Source organism: Photobacterium jeanii (assembly GCF_001650345.1).
GTDB classification, from domain to species: Bacteria; Pseudomonadota; Gammaproteobacteria; order Enterobacterales; family Vibrionaceae; genus Photobacterium; species Photobacterium jeanii.
Genome location: NZ_LVHF01000012.1, coordinates 648,101 through 670,700, shown reverse-complemented (window position 1 = coordinate 670,700; position 22,600 = coordinate 648,101). Strand labels below are relative to the sequence as shown.

The window sequence follows — 22,600 nt, the reverse complement described above, 5'->3', positions numbered from 1 at the left end:
TAGTCGGCATGTTGTTATTATAAAGATTAGGGTGATTATTCTAATTTTATTTTCTAAAATTATTTACGCGCTCGCTTTAAATTATATTTGTTAGTGCGTTGCTGGTGGTTTTTACTCTCTCATACCTCTTTCTTCTATTCTTTTATTTCTATTTTGATAACTTCTTGAATAGCTGCTTCTTTCACCGTTTATTTCATTAGTTAATAAAACTTGTCGCTGAATTCTATAATTTAAGGTAGCTTGGTGTTATTACCGCCGATGATGTTTAAATGAGGTGAAAGATGTTTTCTAAAGATAATTTTTCTCACAAGTTGCAAGGCTTACTTGATGATGTTGGCGGTAAGCTTCGTCATAACACCCAACTTGCGCAGTCAGCCGTGAAACAGATGCTCGAAAACGGCAGCAACTCCTATCAAGCGGTGGCAGTGGTTGCTACCTTAAATGGCTTGTTCGGCGATTCGCTATTAGCTAAAAATCATAAGCTGGCACAACGCATGCGTTTGCGAGATCAAAAGCAAGATTTGACGCTCACAACAGATGCGCTCGCAGAGCAATTACCTCATGCAAGTTCTCGAATTTTGCTTTGTGTTCATGGTTGGTGCATGAGTGATGTGCAGTGGACGCGTAAAGGAGTCGATCACGGTCGTGCCTTTGAGCAGTTTGGGTACACGCCTGTGTACCTCAAGTACAACACGGGCCGTCATATATCTGAAAATGGAGAAGATTTTGCCTTCCTGCTCGATCAGCTTATCCAAGCTTGGCCTTGTGAAGTGAAAGAATTGGTTTTACTTGGTCATAGTATGGGGGGCTTGGTCAGTCGCAGCGCGTGTTTCTATGCAGAGAAACACCAGCTGTCATGGCGCGATAAAGTGAATACTTTAGTGACGTTAGGTAGCCCGCATAATGGTGCGCCTTTAGCGAAAATTGCGTGCTGGCTAGATGCGCAAATTGACGAAACACCTTCACTTAAAATTTTCTCTTCGATGGCCGATATTCGCAGTAACGGCAGCCGCGATCTCAGTCGTGGTGTCATTCATCACCAAGCTTGGCAAGACTCACCACAAGTTACTCTACCGCATATCCCATTACCTCAAGGTGTAAGCTGTTATGCCGCTGCTAGCTGTTTAGGTGTCGATATCAACGATGAAAAAAATCGTCTGCTAGGGGATGGTTTAGTGCCAGTCGCCAGTGCGATGGGGGAATCGCGTGGTGCTTTGCCACGGTTAGGTTTTCCTGTCGATAATATTTGGGTAGGTGGTGGCATCAGTCATTTAGGGTTGTTAAATCACCCCCAAGTGTTTCATCAAGTTCAATCTTGGGTATTGGTTAACTCTCCTGATTAGGACACCAATTTTTCATGGGAATTGGTTAACGGCTCGCTGCTCTCTAGACGGGTCATATTACATATGGTTAAATATATATGATTTAGCACATATGTAATAAACCGTATGTATATTGAGTTCCACTGAGTTTAGGATACTATTCTGACTACGTTGACTAAATGGCAGTAAGCATGAAACGAGTTCTATTTCTTTGTACTGGAAATTCAGCACGTTCGCAGCTCGCAGAAGCGCTGATGCGTGATATGGCTGGGGATGATTATCTGGTAATGAGTGCGGGCACATCACCTGAAGGGGTTGATCCGCGCGTTTATGAGGTATTAGCAGCGGAAGGAGTCAATAGTGATAACCTTTCAAGCATTTCAGCTGAATCGCTCAGCGATGAGCACTTTGATGTTGTGATCACGCTGTGCGATAAAGCCAGTAATGAATGTGAACTCTTTACCGACTCGGATGCTTTGATCCATTGGGATTTTAAAGATCCTAAGGCAGAAGAAGGCTGCCGCGCATTTTTTAACACCGCAGAACAGCTCAAAGCCAAAATTGCGTTGTTCTTACTGTTAAACGGTGAGCAGCAGAGTGATGCGATTGGTCCGGTTGAGTTGTTTAAGATCATGAGCGATCCGCTTCGTCTTCGCATTTTGATGTTGATTGAAGATGAATATGCTTTGTCGGTAAGTGATTTAACTAAGGTGTTGGAAGTTAGCCAACCTAAGGTTTCTCGCCATCTTGCTTTGTTGCGCGATGCTGGCATTTTGCAAGATCATCGTGAAGGGCAGTGGATCTACTATCATTTCCCAGCCACACTGCCAGTATGGATCACCCATGTATTGGCAACAGTCAGAAACGGAAACTCAGCACTGATTAATCAAGAAAAGATCCGTTTGATGCAGCTAAAACAGCGTCGTAAGCCACAATTAGATAAAATCCGTGGCTATAGTGGTCTGACGGAAAAGTATCAGATGTATCTTTCTGAAAAAGAGCTAAGGAAATAATTATGGCGACACACCCATTTTGGACACTACCACTTGAAGGCGCTGGTAGCCTATTACTAACCCCTTGCCCTGGCACGAAAGAGGCGGATCTCGCATCGTCAATTGAACAGCTAAAAGCGGCGGGTGCGACCGTTGTGCTTACTGCACTTGAAAGCGATGAGCTGCCAGAGAATGGCGTGCAAGCACTCGCAAAAGCGTGTGAAGATGCAGGGCTTACATGGTTCCATCTACCGATTGAAGATGATTGTGCTCCTGCTGAGGGTTTTGAAGCGAATTGGGCGGCAGCAAATGCAGCGGCGCAAGCAGCACTGAATAACGGTGATAATGTTGTTGCGCATTGTAAAGGTGGCTCTGGTCGTACAGGTCTGATTGCTGCTCGCATTATGCTAGAGCGTGGAGTGGCGGTTGATACGTTAGTCCCTGCTATTCAAGCGCTGCGTCCGGGTGCGTTTACTCGTCAAGCTCATATTGATTACATCGCCACTTTTAAGTAATGGCTTAGTTAGGGTTTGCTAACTGACTAATTAGTTTTAAGAAAAGGCACGTTTCGACGTGCCTTTTGTGTATTTATTCAATCCGGCACAACAATTAAGCCTAATGTATTTAATAGTTGTTCTTGTTGCCAGTCACAGATTTTTACCCCGTGTAAATTAACACGTCGTGGATCTAGCCCGTAGAGTTCACTATGGCTTAAATCACACCCTTCAATATTGAATTGTCCCCAGCAGTCTTCAGAAAACTCACTTCGGCTGAGATCTGAGCCTTTAAAGCTTGCGCCAAAAAGGGAAGCACCTGTCCAACGGTTCTCAAATAAATCGCATTTCTCTAGGCGCTGATCTTCAAGGTTTGCGTAAGACAAGTTACAACCCGTGATGTAAGCCGAGCAAAAGTAACTGCTGTGGCTAATTTGATTCACAAAGCTGGTTTTGTTGAAGTTTGCGCCTTTGAGATCGCATTGACGAAATTCAGCACCGAAGCAGTTTGCGCCACTAAAGTTGGCCATTGCAAGCTGACATTGTTTAAAGCTGGCATCACGTAGGTTGGCGTAATCAAATTGACAGCCTTGAACGCCATTTGGCTCGATGAATTTGCAATTAACAAATTGTGCATCCTGAAGGTTCGCTCGATTAAAGTCACACTCATAGAAATGACAATCTTCAAATTTGGCATCTTGCAAATCTTGTTGGGCAAAACTGGCTTGATGAAAGGTCTGATTTTTCGCGTGCATAGTAGACTCCGTGTAAATTGCTTCGCAAGACTACCGTGAACGGCAGGTAAAAAACCAGTAATTAAAATCCTTTTAAAACAGCAGTTTAAAAATGCTCAAATTACCCCTTTAAAGGCGTCAAAATAGCTAGTGGTTAAACGAACGCGCTCTTGGTCGATTGGGCGTATTCAGAAAATAATTTATATCAATATTGAATCTGTGATGGTGATGGGATTATTAAGATGAAAAACTAACCCATGAGCCTTATGGAAAGATGAGCAAGGTTACTTTGCGAGTAGTAATTCGCTACAGGTATCTGTGATGATTTTTTGTAGTGCCTGCTATTTTTTGAACTATCTCCATAAAAAATAAGCGAATGTTTCAAAATGTGACCATTGATTGAGAAACGAAATACTTCCTACGAGCTATTACGTGTTTATATGCAACTCATGATGTAAATCAACATTTAGTTGCATACGCTAACGTATATCTCTGCGTTGTTATTAAACACTGCTTATGAGGAAGTAATGAGCATATTTATCTCCGTTATAGTCGTCTCTATAGTCGGCTTTGCCATCCTAAAAAAGTATAACGCGATTGCGACCCTCTTCTTGGGTGCAGCGGTACTGATGGCTGTGTGTGCCGCAATGGGATTGCCGGTCATACCTGAAGCAAAATCTAGTGGTAACGCTTGGCTAGATATTTTTGAATCCATGAACTTGATGTTCAATAACCGCTTTGGCGGTATGGGGTTAATCTTATTTGCCTTGTTGGCTTATGCCCGTTACATGACTTACATCGGCGCCAACGACATTGTTATCAATAATGCGCTAAGACTGTTAGGCGGCATCAATAAGCCTTATCTATTATTGGCGGTGACATTCCTGATTGGTAGCTTCATCTCGCTTGCAGGTTTTGGTGCAACCAGTCTTGCTGTCCTTTTGATGTCGACACTTTTCCCTGTGCTTAATGCTTTGGGCTTGCCTGCAATTTCTATTGCTGCTGCGATTGCAACTACGGCGACGATCAGCTTCTCACCGTTAGCGGTTGACTCGGTTATTGCTGCTGAAAACGTGGGTATGTCAGTTGAAATCTACACCTTGAAATATCAAATTCCATTAGCTATCCCAAGTATGTTGGCGATGGCGACTGCGCACTATTTCTGGCAGCAATACATGGATAAAAAAGAAGGGCTGATCCAACAGGGCACCAGCAATAAAGTCGATTTAAACAACGTTGATGTTCGTACGTCTGAGATTGAAGGCAAAGCCCCAGGCTTTTACGGCTGGCTACCTATGTTACCTATCATCGTATTGATTGTGACCAGTGGTGAGTTAGGTTTGGTTGAAGGCGTGACGATGAACATTGGTACGATTGCGATTCTGTGTTTGTTCACCGCGATGGCGCTAGAAGCGATTCGTCACCGTAGCGGTCGTACTGCAATGGAAGGCATGAGCGCGATTGTAAAAGGTATGGAAGATGCATTACCTGTGGTACTGATCTTGGTTGGTGCTGGTGTGTTTGCTCAAGGTCTAAAAGCCATTGGTGCTATCAATATGTTGATTGAAAGTGCATCGCAAGTGGGCTTTGGCGCAACAGCAATGATGCTAGCATTGGTAGGTTTAACGGGTGCCGTTGCTTTTCTTACCGGTTCTGGTAACGCGGCCTTCTATGCGTTCGTTGAGTTGATCCCTAAGATTGCCGACGGTATGGGTGTGAATGGTGTTTATCTTGTAATGCCAATGCAACAAGCTTCAAATGCTTGTCGTGCCATGTCACCTGTTGCTGGGGTAATTGTTGCTTCATCGGGTATGGCAAAAGTATCGCCATTTGAGTTGATTAAACGCACCATTCCACCAATCTCATTTGGTCTGGCTGTGAATATCATCTTGAGTATTATTTTCTTGCCGCTCGCTGTTTAGTGCTAGTGAAAAGCCTGATCTTACTAAGCTGAGATCAGGCTTTTTTATGCGTTACCTTTTTTCCTAAATGGCGAGTCACTGTGTTGATACGCTTGGCATTAGTCACATTCAAAGATAAAGGATTTGAGTGCTTCAATATCCACAATGCTAATCTCACCATTAGTTTTCGCAATTAACCCTTTATCGATTAATTCTTTAACAGCGCGGCGATAGACTCGGCTCGATGTACCAAAGCGCTCGGCTTCTTGCTCTGCTTTATCAAATGAACCCAGAATGACCTTATCTTGATAGCGGTGCCATAAGTCATACGCAATGTTGTATGTGATAGGGTGCAGTAAGCGATAAGTATAAATATCTAATGAATCTTGGTAGTCATTTGCGAGGGCACTAGCAAAAAAGAGGGTAAATTCAGGCCGATGAGTGATGAGGTCGGCAACGGATTTCAAACAAATGACATCAACATCGAGTTGCTCTTCTGCTACTACATTCCATTGACATGCTGTTTGAGAGAACAACTCCATTTCGCCAAAAATATGATGGTCACAATCTACTTCACCTAGCTGAAAGCATCGACCGTTTATCGCGGAGATGTTCATTGACACGCGCCCTACAGAAACGAGGTAGAGATGTTCGACAGGCTGACCTTGCTGAAGTATGACTTCACCGGCTTGGTAAAATCGGCTGTGAAGATGGCACTGATAAAAAGCGTCACGAAATTCGTCATAGAGCGCATTTAACGTGTCGGTAAATCGACCTGTTTGGTAAGGCTTCAGCTGCATAGTAGTGATGAAACGGAGATGAGAGCTAAGGAGGTTGCGAAATGATACATGTATCAGTAGAGCCGCAATGTTGCAAAGATCACAGATATAAGGACCCGCACAGATAGAGGGACACTGTTTTCTTATTAGAATACATAAAGCCCAGAAAATCTGAGCTTTATGTGCTTTGTTATCGCTATGTGATTATGGCGTCATGTTGCACAGTGCAGATAAAGCGGCTTTTGCAGCCATTAATTCACCTTTCTGCATGGTGTCATTTGCATTGGCATACTCACTGACACCCTCTTGAACATCTTGCTGGTAAAGCACAACATTATTCAAAATTGAGGCCACTTGCAGGCCGCGTAGTCTTCCTACCGTGAATAAAGCCGATGTTTCCATGTCTGCACCTAGTATACCTTTACGATTCCAGCGTTCGCAGAGTGTTTCTTCATCGTCAGTGTAGAAACTGTCGTGCGAACGCACTATGCCGTAATGGGTCGGGTAGTTATGTTGGCGCAAATAACCTTCTATCCCTGTTGTTAAAGCACGGCTCGCAACAGCAGGGTAAGTGTCAGTGATATAGGCTTTAGAGCCCCCTTCATCACGCACAGCCCCTTCGGCAACAATCAATTCACCTAGCTGAATGTGACTTTGTAATGCACCTGCCGATCCAACGCGAATCAGATACTTTGCACCACACATGGCTAATTCTTCTAGTGCAATGATGGCTGAAGGAGCCCCTATACCAGTACTGCACACAGTGATTTTTTGGCCTTGGTAGTCACCGCTAACAATTCGGTATTCACGGTTGTTAGCGAGTTGTTCGCTGTTGTCGAGTAACGTTGCGATTCGATCGACTCTATCGGGCTCGCCACAGACGATCACTTTTTCTGATACATCAGCAATACCGACAGCGATATGGGGTTGTTGGGCATTGTTACTCATTACGCTAACTCGTTTGCTGTTTCAGTTGTTTTAGTTTGATTCTGTTTTGCGGTACCCATCCATGTACGTGTACCGTTCATCGCAATGAATAGCAAAATAGCGTATTCGATAGAGAGTGCATACACTCCTTGAGCGGCATAAATACCGACGCTGATGATGTTAATCACGACCCATAAAATCCAGTTTTCAACATATTTACGGGTCATTAAGATTTGGGCTACCACAGAAAGCACGGTCATAACAGAATCCCAAAATGGGAATGCATCAGGTTCTAGCGTTGGGCGGGCTAAGTCTGCACCCAACAGGTTTAGGCCATCGACGCTAATATTGGCGAGTGCTAAGAAGAATGGGTCGATGTAAATGGTCATGAGACCTATGGCTAGCACACTCACTGCAACCGTGTAAGACAGTTTTTGTTTGCTGAGCCAACGTACTTCAAGCATGTCGCCATTTTCTGATGCAGGTCTAGTCCATGCGTACCAACCATAAAGGTTGGCGCAAAAGAAAAATAGTTGCAGTAGCAAAATGCCATATAGCTGGATTTGGTAAAAAATGATGGCAAACAACGTGACATTAATTAGGCCAAATAAGTAGTTAATCGTTTTTTCTTGGCTGGCATTCCAAATACACAGTAAACCAAAAATTGTTCCGATGGCTTCAATCCACGACATAGCGTAGCCGCCACCAATAGGGATGTTGATAAGGGTGTTATTGATATCGAACCAAGCGATAAAGTCCATCATGCATGTCCTTGGGTGATTATTGGTATGGCGCTAGTGTAGGAAATTGCTTTTATTATCTTAAGGACATTTGTCCGACTAGCATTGGCAACCTTCATGTTTTGAAAATTATCTCATGGCTTGATGAATGGGTGCACACACATTCATCTTGGAGGGGAGGTGTTCAAAAGCTATGTTTAAAGGTATCTGTGCCTCTCTGTTATTTTTTAGTCTCTTGTTTTTACACATGATCAAAAAAAGATCAGTCGATAGGCTCGATAAGGTTTGTATATCTGCAAAATCATATATATGATAATCCGCATATCTTAACTATTGCTTCTTAATCTCGAAAAGGGAATCACATGGCTATTAAAGTAGGTATTAACGGTTTTGGACGTATTGGTCGTTTAGCATTACGTGCTGCATTTGATTGGCAAGATGTAGAGTTTGTGCAAATTAATGATGTAGCAGGCGATGCCGCGACATTGGGTCACCTACTTGAGTTTGATTCTGTACAAGGTCGTTGGAATCATCATGTCACCTCAGAAGGTAATGAAATTGTCGTTAATGGCAATCAGCGTATTCGTTGTACTCAAGAGCGCGACATTGATGCGATTGATTGGTCTGGCTGTGACGTGGTGCTGGAAGCGACAGGTGTACACCGTAAGAAGTCACTGCTGCAAAAGTACCTAGATCAAGGCGTAAAGCGTGTTGTGGTATCGGCACCGGTGAAAGAAGAGGGCGTGCTGAATGTCGTTGTGGGTGTGAATGACGATCTTTATGATCCTGAAATGCACCGCATTGTAACTGCTGCGTCTTGTACCACTAACTGTATTGCGCCAGTGGTAAAAGTGATCCACGAAAAATTGGGTATTAAGCAATCTTCATTTACTACCATTCATGACCTTACCAATACTCAAACCATCTTAGATGCGCCACATAAAGACCTTCGCCGTGCGCGTGCATGTGGGATGAGCTTAATTCCAACCACCACTGGTTCGGCTAAAGCTATTGTTGAAATTTTCCCTGAGCTTGAAGGTAAGATTAATGGTCACGCTGTGCGTGTTCCGCTTGCCAATGCATCGTTAACCGACATCATTTTTGATGTTGAGCGCGATACAACAGCCGAAGAAGTAAATGCACTGCTAAAAGAAGCGGCAGAAGGTGAGTTAGCGGGCATTCTAGGTTATGAAGAGCGTCCACTGGTATCGATCGACTACAAAGGCGATCAACGTTCAACGGTTGTGGATGCGCTTTCAACCATGGTTGTTAATGAGCGCATGGTAAAAGTGTACGCTTGGTACGATAACGAAATGGGCTACGCAACACGTACGGCTGAGCTTATTCGTAAAGTTGGCGCGTAACTTTATTAATGAAGCAAACGAATAAGTAAATAATGAGAAAAGGAAGTCAGCGCTCGCAGGCTTCCTATTGATGTAAAAGGCAAAGCCATGATTGCGACCATATCCCGCTTACCTCAACAAGTTCGCCAGTATATGTTGGTGACCTTTAACTATTGGAATTTCACCCTGACAGATGGCGCTCTGCGTATGCTGGTGGTGTTGCATTTCCATCAGTTAGGTTATTCGCCACTTCAAATCGCTTCGCTGTTTTTGTTCTACGAGATTTTTGGTGTTGTTACCAATTTAATCGGTGGTTGGTTAGGCGCTAAGCTTGGGCTTAATCGCACCATGAACATTGGTTTGGCAATGCAAATTGTCGCCTTAGTTATGCTCGCAGTGCCTGCGGAATACTTAACCGTGTTGTGGGTGATGTTGGCGCAAGCAATGTCGGGGATCGCTAAAGACCTTAACAAGATGAGCGCAAAGAGTGCCATCAAGACTTTAGTGCCAGATGAGCAACAAGGTGCTTTATATAAATGGATTGCGATCCTAACGGGATCTAAAAATGCCTTGAAAGGTGCAGGTTTCTTCCTTGGTGGTGTATTACTGGCGCTGATTGGCTTTAAAGGGGCGGTGTTACTGATGGCTGCGGTACTGACAGTGGTACTGCTTATGAGCCTAACATGGTTAGAAAAAGACCTAGGTAAGGCGAAAAAAGCCATTAAGTTTCGTGAGATCTTCTCGAAAAGTCGCGGCATTAATATTTTGTCAGCGGCGCGTATGTTTTTGTTTGGTGCTCGTGACGTTTGGTTTGTGGTCGCGTTGCCGATTTACTTAGGGCAAGTGTTTGGGTGGGACCACCTGTGGGTGGGAGGCTTCCTTGCTTTATGGGTGATTGCTTACGGCTTTGTTCAAGGCTTTGCGCCGCGTATTACGGGTAAAGCCAGTGGTGTAGTACCTGATGGACGAGCTGCAATGTTGTGGGTGGCTGGTCTTGCCATGATCACTGGCGCTGTGGCGTTTGGTGTTCAGCAAGAATGGCAACCGCAATTTACCATCGTATTCGGTTTGTTACTGTTCGGTGCTGTGTTCGCGGTGAACTCCTCACTTCATTCTTACTTGATTGTGAGCTATGCCAAAGGCGATGGCGTGTCACTTGATGTTGGCTTTTACTACATGGCGAATGCGATGGGACGTTTGATTGGCACCGTACTTTCTGGTTGGGTATATCAAACCTCAGGTTTGGCAGCTTGCCTGTGGGTCTCGTTTGGTTTCTTGGTGATCACAACGTTGATTTCAATAGGTCTACCACGTCATAGCAAGTCATTGAATGCGGCGTCTTAATCACGCTAAGCAATAAGCTAGTAATGAAGTAAACCAGTCGCGTCATCCAGTCTGTGAAAGTGAGTTACAAAAGAGAGGGAAGGTGAGCGCTTTCCCTCTCTTTTATTTTTTGATGCTTAATTCAATGAATAGTTGAAGCGCTTGATATTGATGGTTTATCGCGGTTACAGCTTGGGTATCTGAGCGCGGTCGAAAGATCGCAGCAATGTGATGACTTTGATTGAGCGAACTCTTACCATGTTGTTATTACTAAATAGCTAAGTACGAGCAATCTAGTACCAGAAATCCAGTGCATGCCGCCTTTTCTAAGCTGCGCACTTTGCATCGAATAATTGGTTAACCCGCCCTTGGGATAAGTTAAGCTTAAAGAGTAGGGCGAAAATAATAATAGGCGACACTATGCAGGCGATTTGTTTCGACTTTGATGGCACGCTCATCGATTCAGAAGTTTTCCACGCGCAAAACTGGGCGGATTACATCAACTCCATTGGTGGCGTTATGTCACAACCTCATTTTCTTGATCAGTATGCGGGTTTGCCTTGGCCTAAAGTGGCAGTGGCGATGAAAGAGCAGTTCTCACTACAACATGAGGTTCTCCATATTGTGCAAGAAATGGAACTCCTAACCCGAGAAATGTTGATGAAAGGGCATATTCCCGCGATGCCAGGTGTGGATGCTGCGCTAAAGCATCTTCATGGGCAGTGTCCATTGATGGTGGTGACTGGTTCACCGCGAGAGTATGTAGAAGGCATTCTTGATCGTCTTGGTTGGCTATCCCTGTTTGATGGTGTAGTGACAGGGCAAGATGTGAAAAACAACAAGCCTTCACCTGAAATTTACCAATTGGCTTGTAGCCAATTAAATGAAAAGCCACAAAATGTAATTGCAGTAGAAGACAGCCTGACAGGCGCGACATCTTCGCTGTCTGCAGGGCTACCGACTATTTTGGTCAACCCAAATCAACCACAGTGGGATTTGGATGTGCATGATTCTTTCGCATCGATGGATGAGGCGAAAATCTTGCTCAGTAAGATGATTGCGTAACACGCGAGATTCGTCATGCGTTGAACAGGTTGACACAAAGCATTAAGGAGACAGTATGAAAAAGTGGATTTTATCTGTTGTTGTTGGGCTTGTGCTCAGCGGTTGTGCACTTCAACCTGATTTGGCGTTTAAATCAGATGATGAATGGAAAGAGTATGGTTATGAAGTCGCACTGGCTGGTATGATCAAAGACTCTGAGCAAAACCTCAAAGGACGAGATACATTACAGTCGTTGCAAAGCGCGAGTTATCAAGCATACAGTGACGGCTATGAACTTGGGCGGAAGGAGTATTGTTCGCAAAATGCGGTGATGTTGGGAGTTAAGAATGAACCCTATCGTGGTATTTGCGACAAGCTTGATTGGACATTCCGTCAAGATTACATAAATGGGCGCACGAGCCGAGCAGGGCGTGGGTTCTAACAAATATCAATCAACAGATACTAATGAGTTACCAAAGCGATTTGGTATGAACGAACCTAAAAGCGTATTGCTTTAGGTTAGCTAAACAGGCGAGTTATGCAAAACGAAGACACAATGACAGGCGAAATGCTTGTTGAAACAGTAAAAAATCAACTTGAAGACGGTAATCCAGTTAAAGTCAAAGAAACGCTAATGCGTTTGGTGATGACGGGAACTCCGCGTGACGAAGCGATTGAGATGATGGCTTGTGCACTATCAGTTGAAGTTTTTGATGTAGCGAAGAATGAAGGCTCTTTCGATCTTAAGCGTTACAGCGAGAACTTAGACGCACTACCCGATATGCCTTGGGACTTTGAAGAGTAATTTTACTGATTGCTTCACGAGTTTGATAAAAAACCACCGTTATATACGGTGGTTTTTTTATAACGCAATAAAAATGACTTTCGCAGTAAGGTTTGACTACTTGCTACTTAGATTATGGCGATGTTATACGTTAGGTTGAATTTCGAAATCGTAACAAGTACGGCTATCCCATGTACCTGAACGCTCAACACCTTCACCTAGGTGGAAGCCAGGACGATTTATCTCAAGGTATTCGTTACCTACGTCACGTAGCGGCGCTTCATCTTTAGAACCAAAAAGACCACCGTTGGTGTAACACACCAGCATTCTAGGGTGTTCTTCGTTGTATGGTTTAGGGATTAGGTACTGGGAGCCATTTTGAGAGTTGAATACTGCAGCACCTTGGCCAGCAAGAATATTATAGTCAGCAGCAATACGACCCGCTTGAACCATGTTGTAGGCTTCACAACCTGTTAGTGACATCACAGCAGCTAACATTAGTAGTTTTGTTTTCATGTTACACCTTGATTTGTTGTTGAACTTGTTGAATGGCGGATTTATATCATTAAGAGGCTGTATGATCCAAGAGGTTTAATATGAAATTTATTAGTTTTTATCTAATCAGGAGCATTATTCTTCTATTTGTAATAAGAATGACGGCAGTAGGGGATGTTTAAGAAGTGGTTGGTTGCTTTTATGTTAACTAGATGAAAATTTCACATGCTTGATGAAAGTGTGAAAAGCCTTTGTGGATTGGTGTTTATAACTCGCTCAATTGCTAAATTCGAATATTGTCCCGTTTGGTGAGGTATAAAAGGGGATTTTTGCTAGTCGCAAATGCCATTTATGTAGTTAATGAATGAGGTTTTATATATTCACTGTAGATTTACTGACTACTAAATGACTCAAAGTTAGTTGTCTGGTCTAACTTGTGGTGAAAAGTTGATGTTTTCTAGTGTGACTGAGCTCAAAGTTGGTTGATTATGCTGCTTTGGAATAAAATATCGGATGCATTTGTTGTGTTTTGGTTAAAATTTGGTGCCACATTCCGAGTTTTTTTCATTATTGTGTATATAACTTTTAAACAAGGCAGCAAGGAAACTAAAGATGATTATTGGCGTACCTAAGGAAATTAAAGTTCATGAATACCGTGTAGGTATGGTTCCAGCATCTGTAAGTGAAGCAGTATCGCATGGCCATAAAGTGTATGTTGAAACACAAGCGGGTTCAGGAATTGGCTTCAGTGATCAGGACTTCATTGACGCTGGTGCTCAGATTTTGCCAACAGCTGAAGCGGTATTCGCAGAAGCTGAAATGATTGTCAAAGTAAAAGAACCGCAAGCCGTAGAGCGTGCAATGCTTCGTGAAGGTCAAATCCTCTTTACTTACCTTCACCTTGCCCCAGACCCAGAACAAACAATTGACCTTATCAACAGCAAAGCGGTATGTATTGCATACGAAACAGTGACTGATGATAAAGGACGTCTACCACTTCTAGCGCCAATGTCAGAAGTTGCAGGTCGTATGTCGATTCAAGCGGGTGCTTTTGCACTTGAGAAATCGAAAGGTGGTCGCGGCATGCTACTTGGTGGTGTACCGGGCGTTGAACCTGCAAAAGTGGTTATCATCGGCGGTGGTGTTGTAGGTGCAAATGCTGCACAAATGGCAGTAGGCCTTCGCGCTAACGTTGTAGTACTTGACCGTAATATTGATGTACTACGTCAGCTAGATGCTCAGTTTGGTGGCGATGTTCAGTGTGTATTCTCAACTAAAGATGCTATCGAGAAACACGTACTAGAAGCTGACCTTGTGATTGGTGGCGTACTTGTAGCAGGTGCAGCTGCACCGAAACTAGTCACTGCTGAAATGATTAAAGCGATGAAACCAGGCGCAGCCATTGTTGATGTTGCTATCGACCAAGGTGGTTGTGTTGAAACGTCTCACGCGACCACACACAGTGAGCCAACTTACATTGTTGATGACGTTGTTCACTACTGTGTTGCGAATATGCCAGGCGCGGTTGCACGTACGTCAACATTCGCACTAAACAACGTAACGCTTCCATACATTCTTCAACTAGCAGACAAAGGCTACAAACAAGCACTGAAAGATGACAAACATCTACTCAATGGCTTGAACGTATACCGTGGTCAAATCACATGTGAAGAAGTATCTGAAGCATTAGACCTACCATACGTAACACCTGAAGCTGCACTGGCTTAATCACAACGGCAAAAGCCATTGCGATGAAAGAACGTTGGCTAGATAAAAAATCCCCGCTTCCATAGAAGCGGGGATTTTGTTTTCAGTTCAATAATTTCTCAAGGGATATGATTAGTTAAGTGCTTTAATTAACGTGATATCTCGCTCGATGGCTGTTTTTTCTGACTCTGTAGTTGCGTTCGCTAGCTTAGTGGTTAATTGGCTTAGCGCTTTTTCCATTTTAGCGTTATCAGCAAATAGCTTGTCTTTCACATTGATTGACGCCACGTTGGTGTAACGACCATCTTCACTTGTCGGTACCGTGATTTTGCCTGTGTTGATCAAGTCTTTTACGATTTTCGCTTCTTTCGCAAAGCCTTCTAGACCCGCTAAGTGCCAGCGGTGCATTGGCTTACCTTGGTACTGACCTTTCTTCACTTCAGTCAAATAACGGATGGTAAGGTTACGAATCGTACCGTCTTCTTCACCATATTTTTCTTCAGTATCAAATAAGACAGGGAAGCTACGACCTTCTAACACGCCACCTGCTTTGGTTAAATGACCCATACGGTAGCTGTTCATGCCAATTCGAATTGGGGTGGTATCTGTGATCATGCTGTTGTCAGCAAACTTAAGATCTTTAATACGTTGACCAGCAGGCTGTGTTAAGTCGATGGTGTAAGTCACGCCAGCAAAGAAGTCATTGGTTGAGTATTTTGATGCACGGCGCTCTGGGTTAAAGCTGTAGGTTACATCGCCATCTTTAACGCTGTTAAAGTAGCCAGCAGACCATTCCATGTAGGTCTTCAGTTCTTTACCCGTCATTTCATAAACTGTGATTTCACCACCAGCGTATTGGTAGTTATAAGCAATGTCTTTGGCTTTGATTTTACCTACATCTAACTCGGCTTTATCGTTGTCGATTTGCAGTGCGATCACGTTCGCCATTGGTGCGTAGTGCATGCTGGCTTCTTGGTACAAAGCACTGATGCCAGTATCTTGAATGTGAACTTGCGGAATGCCTTTGATTTCATTTTCAGGCACTAAATCGGTCCCGGTGAGTTCAGCAATCACACGGTTTGCGTTTTCACGAAGGCGTTTATGGTATGGCGCGTATAAGCTTTCCATTTTTTGATCAGAATCGACACCTTTAATCTTGTAGGTGAAGCTGTCTTTGTTTACTAGGGTGTATTTGCCATCACGTTCTTCAAATTGCAGATCGATACGAGATAGGGCACGACCGTATTTGTCAGGCTCGGTGATGATCACGCCGTTAACCGTCGCCTTATCGATACGGGTGTGCATGTGACCGGCAACAATGGCATCGAGCTCTGGGTTGGCATTAGCAATGTCAGTTACACCCGTATTTTCAATGTTGTTTTCGTTATCTAGCCCCATGTGAGCCACGAGCACGATGGCATCAACTTGGTCATCGATTTGTTTGATGACTTTCTTCACTTCCAAAGTGGGGTTAGTGAAAGTCACACCGCCAAGGCGGTTAGTGCCTTCAGCGAAAACTTGGGTCATTGGCGTATCCATCCCAATCACACCAATTTTAATGCCGTTACGCTCGATAATAGTGTGCGCAGGTAAGAAAGGGTTGCCATCAGCACGCTTGATGTTGCCACCTAAAGATTGACCTTCAAACTGAGTCAGCGAACGGTTTAGCACTTTTAAACCAAAGTCGAATTCGTGGTTACCCAACACCCAAACATCATACTGCATTTCATTGAAGCCCAGCATCATAGGGTCTACAGGTTCATCTTTGAATGTTTCAACAAAGTTGCCCTGAATCGTATCGCCAGCATCAACCAAAATAACGTTAGCCTGTTCTTCACGGATTTGTTTCACCTTGGTCGCGATTTGACTCAAGCTACCACGCATATTGAGCTTATCGCTGGCGTAGTCCCATGGCATAAAATGGCCATGGATATCTGATGTTCCGAGGATAGTCACGTCGACAATATCGCCATCGGCTGCAAATGCAGAGCCACTTAGCGCGAGTAGGATTGCAGAAGTTAGTAACGGCTTTTTCATTTAATAGCGTTCCATTATTAAAATAATCGGCGCTATGTTAGTTGTGGATTCAATAACTTAAGGTGATGCTTGTCACTAATTTAATGCAACAAGATTTCTATGACGCTCACAATGTGAGGATTATCTCACTACAAGTTTATTAAAATAGTGAGATAAGTTGAGTTTGACTTTATTTTTAGCGTAATCAACCAGCGAAAACGGTTGGCATTAGAATGCTGAGCTGATTACTTGCCTTGAAATAGATCAGGGTAGTCAGTGATGATGTTATCTACTCCCCAGCCACGAAACATGGCTGCTTGCTCGGGATCATTTAATGTCCAAATGTGAAGCTCAAGCCCTGCTGCTTTAATTTTCTGAGCCGTACTTTGCGTAAGTTTGCTCTGATCATAATGAATACTGAAAAGCTCAAGCTGTGTTGCTTTTTCCATCATGTTACGGATATGGCGAGAGGTGATTAAGCCACGACGTACTTCAGGGAATAAGGTTTTACAGTAAGTCAGAACACCAAGTGAAAAGCTGGAAAATACCAGTTTATCCAATGGGAAATTCATCGCTTTTACGGTTTTCACCACTTGCTCGACTAAAGGGCGCTCATCTGCCTTACGATGCACTTTGATCTCAAGGTTCATACTAAGGTTGTGCTTTAGACACGCATTCAGTGCTTGCTCAAGTGTGGGAACGATTTGATCGGCAAACTCTGCAGCGTTGTCGCCTTTATAGCCTTGACTGGCATCAAAGGCTTGGAGTGCCGAGAGTGTTTTTTTATGAAGGCTACCACGTCCGTTAGTGCAGCGATTAATAGTGCGGTCATGCTGCATCACAGGCACGAGATCCGCGGTTAGCTGCACATCCATTTCCACCCAAGTTGCCCCGTGATGGGCTGCGAGTTGAATGCCAACCAGTGTATTTTCAGGCGCTAAGCCACGAGCGCCACGATGACCGGAGATCGTGTGATTTGAGAGAGCGGTATTTGAGTTCATTCTTGGTGGCGACTTTAGTTAAATGTAGATGGGATAGTGTATCTGCAACTTATGACAATTTGTATGCACCGCATTAATTTAAAGCAGCAAAGAGGTGATTGTTAGAGCAAATCTTATTCATTGATATAAATGAAAATATTGACATCAATCACACCGTTAACATTCACATAAGCAAAGATTGAGAGGTGTGATAGCATGGTTTGATGTTGAATTTTTTGTCAAGTGATTAGGTATAATATGAAGCGTTCCTTAGTTGCGTTGGGGCTATCACTGATTAGTACTGGAATTCTGGCGAACGATTTTTATGTTCCTTCAACAATCTCGAAAGAAGGGCAAGCGTTTTTAGCGAAGGGTTTTTCTAAAGAAGCCAAAGATACTATGGCGATCCCGCATAACCTGAGTGTTGAAGGGTGGAAAGCACTACAGAAAAAATCTGACGAAGATGTCGTTCCTCTGAATCAGGCTGCTATTGAAATGTATCGCCCAGAAGTGAAGGCGTTAGAGCTGGGTGGTGTGCCTGTGCTTGATGTTAAACCTAAGGGCTGGCAAGACAATGGTAAAGTGCTGGTGTATACCCATGGTGGCGCTTACACAGGTTATACCGCAGAATCGTCGCTTGCGAGTTGCGTGCCTGTTGCAGCAGATACTGGACTACGCGTCATTTCAGTTGACTACACATTAGCGCCGCATGCTAAGTACGAAACCATTACAGACCAAGTGGTTGCAGTAATGAAAGCGCTGACAGAGCAGGGCTATAAAATGTCTGATGTTGCGATTTACGGTGACTCGGCTGGTGGTGGTTTGGCTGCAGGTGCTGTTTTGAAAATGCGCGATTTAGGCATGATTTTACCTGCGGCAGTGGTGCTTTGGTCGCCTTGGTCTGATATTACAGAAACGGGTGATACTTATCAGACCCTAAAAGATGCTGAGCCGTTATATCGTTACGATCTGCTATTGAAGCCGTCAGCAGATGCTTATGCAGATGTTAAAGATCAAAAACATCCGTATGTGTCGCCAGTGTATGGTGATTACAGCAAGCCGTTCCCACCCACTCTAATTCAAGCCGGTACCAAAGAAATCTTCCTTAGTAATGCCGTACGTTTGTATCAAGCCATTGATAGTCATGGCGGTGAAGCTAAGTTAGATATTTACGAGGGAATGTGGCACGTTTTCCAAGCTTACTCGTTCAGTATTCCAGAAGCTAAGTTGGCGCGTAAAAAGATGGCAAGCTTCCTCAATACTCACTTACCAGTGACACAATAGCGCTTGCGAGCCGCACTAAAACGTACGGCTTTGTTTTGCGTGGGTCAAAAGGGATGATTTTATCATCCTTGTATATCTTCTATGTTTGTCATTAATCTATGTTCTTAAGACTCACAAATGTACACGTTATTAATTAAACGGTGAGTTAGGAGTGATTGTGGTTAGAAAAATTTTATTGCTGGTGGTTGTATTAGCAATTGGCGGTGCTGCGGTGAATTTTTACCGTACCAATATGGCAGATGACGTTGAGCTATATGGGCCAAATGGTGATGTGATTGCTACGTTATCGTCGAATCAAAGCAAAGTAATGATGATGATGTTTAGTTACAAAACTAATCATGACTGGAACATCGATTTGCCGGGCTCAAAAGTGAAAGTCACGCTAACGGATCTTGAGTGGCTAGGGAAGAAGCTGTACGCCAAGGGCGATTATGAATATGGCGAAGAGCGTGGTCAAATTGGGCTTAATGCTCAGAACTTACTGCCGTTGAATTTTGCATCGATCAATGTTGATAAAGGCATGGTGTTTGCGATTCCATTCTGGGTATCTAATCAGGGCTCGGGTCGATTTGACTATCTTGGCTTGTTCTATCTTGATCATGGGGCGAAAAAAGTCACACACCTAGATACTTACTTTGTTGGTGATAGAGTGAAACTCGCTGAGTTGAAAGTGGATGCTGGCTTTGAGTCTAATAATGAAATTTTACTGTCTTATTATATTCATGGTGAGGATCAAGCTATGGCAGAAGAGCCGAATCAGCGTGTAGAGAAAATGATTAAGGTTTCGCCAGAGCGTTTTGTCGATTAGAGCAAAATAAGTTATAAGTTCACACTCATAGCATGGGGCGCAGTTTTGACTGCGCCCCATTTTTTATTCGTTTTTCTTTGGAAAACGTAAGCGCCCAATACTTATTATGCTGTGAGTTAGAATAACTTCAGCACAGACAGTGATATTACTGTATCCTACACGCCCCCGTCGTGAGCTGGTTTCACGATGAAGCATGATAATAAGTGAATATATGAGTTTTGACTCTTTGGGCTTATCAGCCCCTCTTTTAAAAGCGGTTGCCACACAAGGTTACCAAACACCATCACCGATTCAGGCGCAGGCTATTCCTGCGGTATTGGAAGGCAAGGATGTGATGGCAGCGGCGCAAACAGGGACAGGTAAGACAGCGGGTTTTACGTTGCCAATTTTGCAACGACTTTCACAAGGTCCACGTGTTAAATCAAATCAAGTACGTGCATTGATCTTAACGCCAACGCGTGAGCTTGCTGCACAGGTAGCAGAAAATGTAGCGGCATATTCTAAGCACTTACCACTGACTTCAGCTGTTGTTTTCGGTGGTGTGAAAGTGAACCCACAAATGATGCGTATGCGTCAGGGCGCGGATGTGTTGGTAGCAACACCGGGTCGTTTGCTTGATTTGTACCAACAGAATGCGGTGCGATTTAATCAGCTTGAAGTGCTAGTACTTGATGAAGCTGACCGTATGTTGGACATGGGCTTCATTCGTGATATCCGTAAGATCTTGGCGATCTTGCCTAAACAGCGTCAAAACTTATTGTTCTCAGCGACTTTTTCAGAAGAGATCCGTGATTTAGCGAAAGGCTTGGTTAATAACCCGGTTGAGATTTCCGTTACACCACGAAACTCAACGGCGAAAACCGTTAAACAGTCAGTTCACCCGGTTGATAAAAGTAAAAAATCTGCGGTACTGGCTAAGCTAATTAAACAGAATAATTGGCAGCAAGCATTGGTATTTACCCGTACTAAACACGGTGCTAACCGCCTAACGGGTTTCCTAGAGAAGAAAGGCATTAAAGCTGCGGCTATCCACGGTAACAAGAGCCAAGGTGCACGAACTAAAGCGTTGGCAAACTTAAAGAGTGGTGAAATCAGCATTCTAGTGGCAACTGATATTGCTGCGCGTGGTATCGATATCGATCAATTACCACAAGTGGTTAACTTTGACTTGCCACATGTGTCTGAAGACTATGTTCACCGTATTGGTCGTACTGGTCGTGCTGGAGCAGATGGTCATGCTATTTCTTTGGTGTGTGCGGACGAATATAAAGAACTGCAAGCTATCGAGCGCTTGATCCAGAAAGTGATCGATCGTGAAGTTGTTGAAGGTTATGAGCCGGTAAACCCGCTACCTGCCTCTAAACTGGATACACGACCAATTAAGCCTAAGAAACCGAAAAAGCCGAAGAAAAACCATCAAGATGGTCAGCGTTCAGGTGAAAACGCAAGTGGTCACCAGCCGAAAGATAAGAACGTGAAGCATGCTGGTGGTAAGCAAAACACCAGATCTGGTGCTAAACCGAACGGTAAGCAAGGCCAAGGTCATGGTAAGGCGAAACCGGCTGGTAAAGGCAAGGCAAATACTCATGGCAATGCCCAAAGTAAAGCGCACGGTAAAGATAAGTTTAACCGTGATGAGAAGCCAAGAGGCAAGAGCAAACCAGCAAATAATGCAGGTAAGAAACCACGCCGCATGAGTGATGAGAAACCTCGTGGCGATGCATCTCGTGGTTCACGTCGCCCGTCAGGTAGCCGTAATCAGTCACGCTAAACCGTGCTAGATTGAAGAAAAAGCCCACAAGTTCATTCGCTTGTGGGCTTTTTTGTACCTGCTTGAAAACTAATTTCTCAGTTTGAGCTCAATGCTAACGACGGCGTGATCTGTGCTGTGGCTATCTTTATCGAAGATGGGGTTAATCAAGTGGCGATCTTCTGTGTGGTAATTCGCCACTTCATAGAGGCTCGTTAAGCATTGGGCATCGAACTCATCTGACAATAAAATGTAATCAAGCACAGAGCCTTTATTGAAGTAGTAATGGGTTGCCGCTCTACTTGTATCAGCAGGTGCGTTGTCGGTAGCCGTGTAAAGATGGTAACTGTCGGTTAACTGAAAGTAGCTATCACGAAGGCTTGGGCAGCTTACATCATTCGTCTTGTTTTCTGTTGGTATCGTCAGAAGCAAATTGTTTAACAGTGGACTGTATAGGTCATCGTTAAAATCACCCATTACCACAACAGGGTGATCTGTTTGGGCTCTTCGCTCTGTAATCGCCGCTTTCAATAATAAAGCTTCACTACTGCGTTGCATCGATGAACGCCATTCTCCAAACAAGGCATTATGATGCGCAACTACATCTACTTGAAGTGGCGGTTCACTTGTGAAGTTGACCTCAGTTGCCCGTTTTGATTTGAAGTGAACGACATAGCAATCGCAGTTGCCGATGTGCGGAATAGTGATCGTGGCACGCAGCGGTTGGCGGCTAAAGATAAAGTCAGTGCTGATACCTGCTGCTATTAAATGAGTTGTTGAAGGTTTAATTGCTTGAACATCGACAATGGGAAAGCGTGAGGCAATAGCCACAATTGGGTCTTGGTAGATGTAGTCATCAACTAGGCTTGGTTCATCAACTACTGCAAAATACTCATATCCTTCGGTATGAACCAGTTCTTCGAGTGAACTGGCGCTAAAGACTTCTTGAAAGCCAATAATATCGGGTTGGACTGCCGAGAGGTAACGTTTGATCCACGCTTGTTTCTTTTGCCACTCTTGAAGGCTGTAGATGTTTTCAAAATCGTAGAAAGCATCGGGTGGGGCGATGTAATTGAATAGGTTGAAGGTCGCGATGGTAAAGCGATCTTCAATTATTGTTTGTTTTGTAAGCAAGTCTTTTGCCATTGGGTTAAAAACCAAGTTTTGTATTGTGATT

The 22,600-nt window shown here is 43.8% G+C and carries 21 protein-coding genes; 13 read left to right on the top strand and 8 right to left on the bottom strand.

The window, feature by feature from the left end; translation table 11 throughout:
* The first annotated feature begins 281 nt into the window (after window positions 1-281).
* From A3K86_RS04395 to A3K86_RS04385, 3 genes are all read left to right on the top strand, one after another.
* Window positions 282-1,343: an alpha/beta fold hydrolase gene (locus A3K86_RS04395; protein WP_068328251.1), complete on the top strand. Its 1,062-nt coding sequence runs from the start codon at window positions 282-284 to the stop codon at window positions 1,341-1,343.
* A gap of 170 nt (window positions 1,344-1,513) precedes the next feature.
* Entirely contained in the window at window positions 1,514-2,335 is an 822-nt protein-coding gene (locus tag A3K86_RS04390; protein ID WP_084406537.1) for a metalloregulator ArsR/SmtB family transcription factor, read from the top strand.
* A gap of 2 nt (window positions 2,336-2,337) precedes the next feature.
* A complete protein-coding gene (locus A3K86_RS04385) occupies window positions 2,338-2,829 on the top strand; it encodes a phosphatase domain-containing putative toxin (protein ID WP_068328249.1) in 492 nt (163 codons plus the stop codon).
* A gap of 77 nt (window positions 2,830-2,906) precedes the next feature.
* Here A3K86_RS04385 and A3K86_RS04380 read toward each other — a convergent pair whose 3' ends face one another.
* Complete coding sequence (locus A3K86_RS04380; protein ID WP_068328247.1) at window positions 2,907-3,563, bottom strand: Qnr family pentapeptide repeat protein; 657 nt, start codon at window positions 3,561-3,563, stop codon at window positions 2,907-2,909.
* A gap of 506 nt (window positions 3,564-4,069) precedes the next feature.
* Here A3K86_RS04380 and dcuC point away from each other — a divergent pair.
* Window positions 4,070-5,464, top strand: a complete 1,395-nt coding sequence (gene dcuC, locus A3K86_RS04375) for a C4-dicarboxylate transporter DcuC (protein WP_068328244.1) — start codon at window positions 4,070-4,072, stop codon at window positions 5,462-5,464.
* Between the two features lie 98 nt (window positions 5,465-5,562).
* Here the strand turns inward: dcuC and A3K86_RS04370 are convergent, their stop codons facing one another.
* From A3K86_RS04370 to pnuC, 3 genes are all read right to left on the bottom strand, one after another.
* Window positions 5,563-6,243 carry a Crp/Fnr family transcriptional regulator gene (locus A3K86_RS04370; protein WP_068328242.1) on the bottom strand — a complete coding sequence of 227 codons (681 nt, stop codon included), beginning with the start codon at window positions 6,241-6,243 and terminating at the stop codon, window positions 5,563-5,565.
* A gap of 183 nt (window positions 6,244-6,426) precedes the next feature.
* Entirely contained in the window at window positions 6,427-7,170 is a 744-nt protein-coding gene (locus A3K86_RS04365; RefSeq protein ID WP_068328240.1) for a nucleoside phosphorylase, read from the bottom strand.
* Window positions 7,170-7,910: a nicotinamide riboside transporter PnuC gene (gene pnuC, locus A3K86_RS04360; protein ID WP_068328238.1), complete on the bottom strand. Its 741-nt coding sequence runs from the start codon at window positions 7,908-7,910 to the stop codon at window positions 7,170-7,172. The genes A3K86_RS04365 and pnuC overlap by 1 nt, the downstream gene beginning before the upstream one ends.
* 341 nt (window positions 7,911-8,251) lie before the next feature.
* Here pnuC and A3K86_RS04355 point away from each other — a divergent pair, with 341 nt between their 5' ends.
* The 5 genes from A3K86_RS04355 to A3K86_RS04335 all read left to right on the top strand — a co-directional run bounded on the left by A3K86_RS04355 (window position 8,252) and on the right by A3K86_RS04335 (window position 12,404).
* A complete protein-coding gene (locus A3K86_RS04355) occupies window positions 8,252-9,253 on the top strand; it encodes an ArsJ-associated glyceraldehyde-3-phosphate dehydrogenase (RefSeq protein ID WP_068328236.1) in 1,002 nt (333 codons plus the stop codon).
* An 87-nt stretch (window positions 9,254-9,340) separates the two neighbouring features.
* Complete coding sequence (gene arsJ / locus A3K86_RS04350) at window positions 9,341-10,576, top strand: organoarsenical effux MFS transporter ArsJ (RefSeq protein WP_068328234.1); 1,236 nt, start codon at window positions 9,341-9,343, stop codon at window positions 10,574-10,576.
* 399 nt (window positions 10,577-10,975) lie between these two features.
* Window positions 10,976-11,620 carry an HAD family hydrolase gene (locus A3K86_RS04345; protein ID WP_068328232.1) on the top strand — a complete coding sequence of 215 codons (645 nt, stop codon included), beginning with the start codon at window positions 10,976-10,978 and terminating at the stop codon, window positions 11,618-11,620.
* A 55-nt stretch (window positions 11,621-11,675) separates the two neighbouring features.
* Entirely contained in the window at window positions 11,676-12,041 is a 366-nt protein-coding gene (locus tag A3K86_RS04340) for a DUF2799 domain-containing protein (RefSeq protein WP_068328230.1), read from the top strand.
* Window positions 12,042-12,137: 96 nt separating this feature from the next.
* Window positions 12,138-12,404 (top strand): hypothetical protein, encoded by a 267-nt coding sequence (locus A3K86_RS04335; RefSeq protein ID WP_068328223.1) that lies wholly within the window; start codon window positions 12,138-12,140, stop codon window positions 12,402-12,404.
* 123 nt (window positions 12,405-12,527) lie between these two features.
* On the opposite strand, the gene A3K86_RS04330 is transcribed toward A3K86_RS04335, so the two are convergent.
* On the bottom strand, window positions 12,528-12,899 hold the full coding sequence (locus A3K86_RS04330; protein WP_068328222.1) for a hypothetical protein: 372 nt from the start codon (window positions 12,897-12,899) through the stop codon (window positions 12,528-12,530).
* 591 nt (window positions 12,900-13,490) lie between these two features.
* Between A3K86_RS04330 and ald the strand changes: the two genes are divergently transcribed.
* On the top strand, window positions 13,491-14,606 hold the full coding sequence (gene ald / locus A3K86_RS04325) for an alanine dehydrogenase (RefSeq protein ID WP_068328214.1): 1,116 nt from the start codon (window positions 13,491-13,493) through the stop codon (window positions 14,604-14,606).
* Between the two features lie 111 nt (window positions 14,607-14,717).
* Here the strand turns inward: ald and A3K86_RS04320 are convergent, their stop codons facing one another.
* Window positions 14,718-16,622, bottom strand: coding sequence for a bifunctional metallophosphatase/5'-nucleotidase (locus A3K86_RS04320; RefSeq protein WP_068328207.1), 1,905 nt, complete (start codon window positions 16,620-16,622; stop codon window positions 14,718-14,720).
* 224 nt (window positions 16,623-16,846) lie between these two features.
* Window positions 16,847-17,602 carry a glycerophosphodiester phosphodiesterase gene (locus A3K86_RS04315; RefSeq protein WP_068328205.1) on the bottom strand — a complete coding sequence of 252 codons (756 nt, stop codon included), beginning with the start codon at window positions 17,600-17,602 and terminating at the stop codon, window positions 16,847-16,849.
* 237 nt (window positions 17,603-17,839) lie between these two features.
* On the opposite strand from A3K86_RS04315, the gene A3K86_RS04310 reads away from it, so the two are divergent.
* The 3 genes from A3K86_RS04310 (at window position 17,840) to A3K86_RS04300 (ending at window position 21,444) form a co-directional block, all read left to right on the top strand.
* Window positions 17,840-18,865: an alpha/beta hydrolase fold domain-containing protein gene (locus tag A3K86_RS04310; protein ID WP_068328191.1), complete on the top strand. Its 1,026-nt coding sequence runs from the start codon at window positions 17,840-17,842 to the stop codon at window positions 18,863-18,865.
* A gap of 157 nt (window positions 18,866-19,022) precedes the next feature.
* Window positions 19,023-19,673: a hypothetical protein gene (locus A3K86_RS04305; RefSeq protein WP_068328183.1), complete on the top strand. Its 651-nt coding sequence runs from the start codon at window positions 19,023-19,025 to the stop codon at window positions 19,671-19,673.
* A gap of 211 nt (window positions 19,674-19,884) precedes the next feature.
* On the top strand, window positions 19,885-21,444 hold the full coding sequence (locus A3K86_RS04300) for a DEAD/DEAH box helicase (RefSeq protein ID WP_068328181.1): 1,560 nt from the start codon (window positions 19,885-19,887) through the stop codon (window positions 21,442-21,444).
* 69 nt (window positions 21,445-21,513) lie between these two features.
* Here A3K86_RS04300 and A3K86_RS04295 read toward each other — a convergent pair whose 3' ends face one another.
* The gene (locus A3K86_RS04295) at window positions 21,514-22,569 is read right to left on the bottom strand and encodes an endonuclease/exonuclease/phosphatase family protein (protein ID WP_068328180.1); all 1,056 of its coding nucleotides are present in this window, start codon (window positions 22,567-22,569) and stop codon (window positions 21,514-21,516) included.
* Window positions 22,570-22,600: the final 31 nt, after the last annotated feature.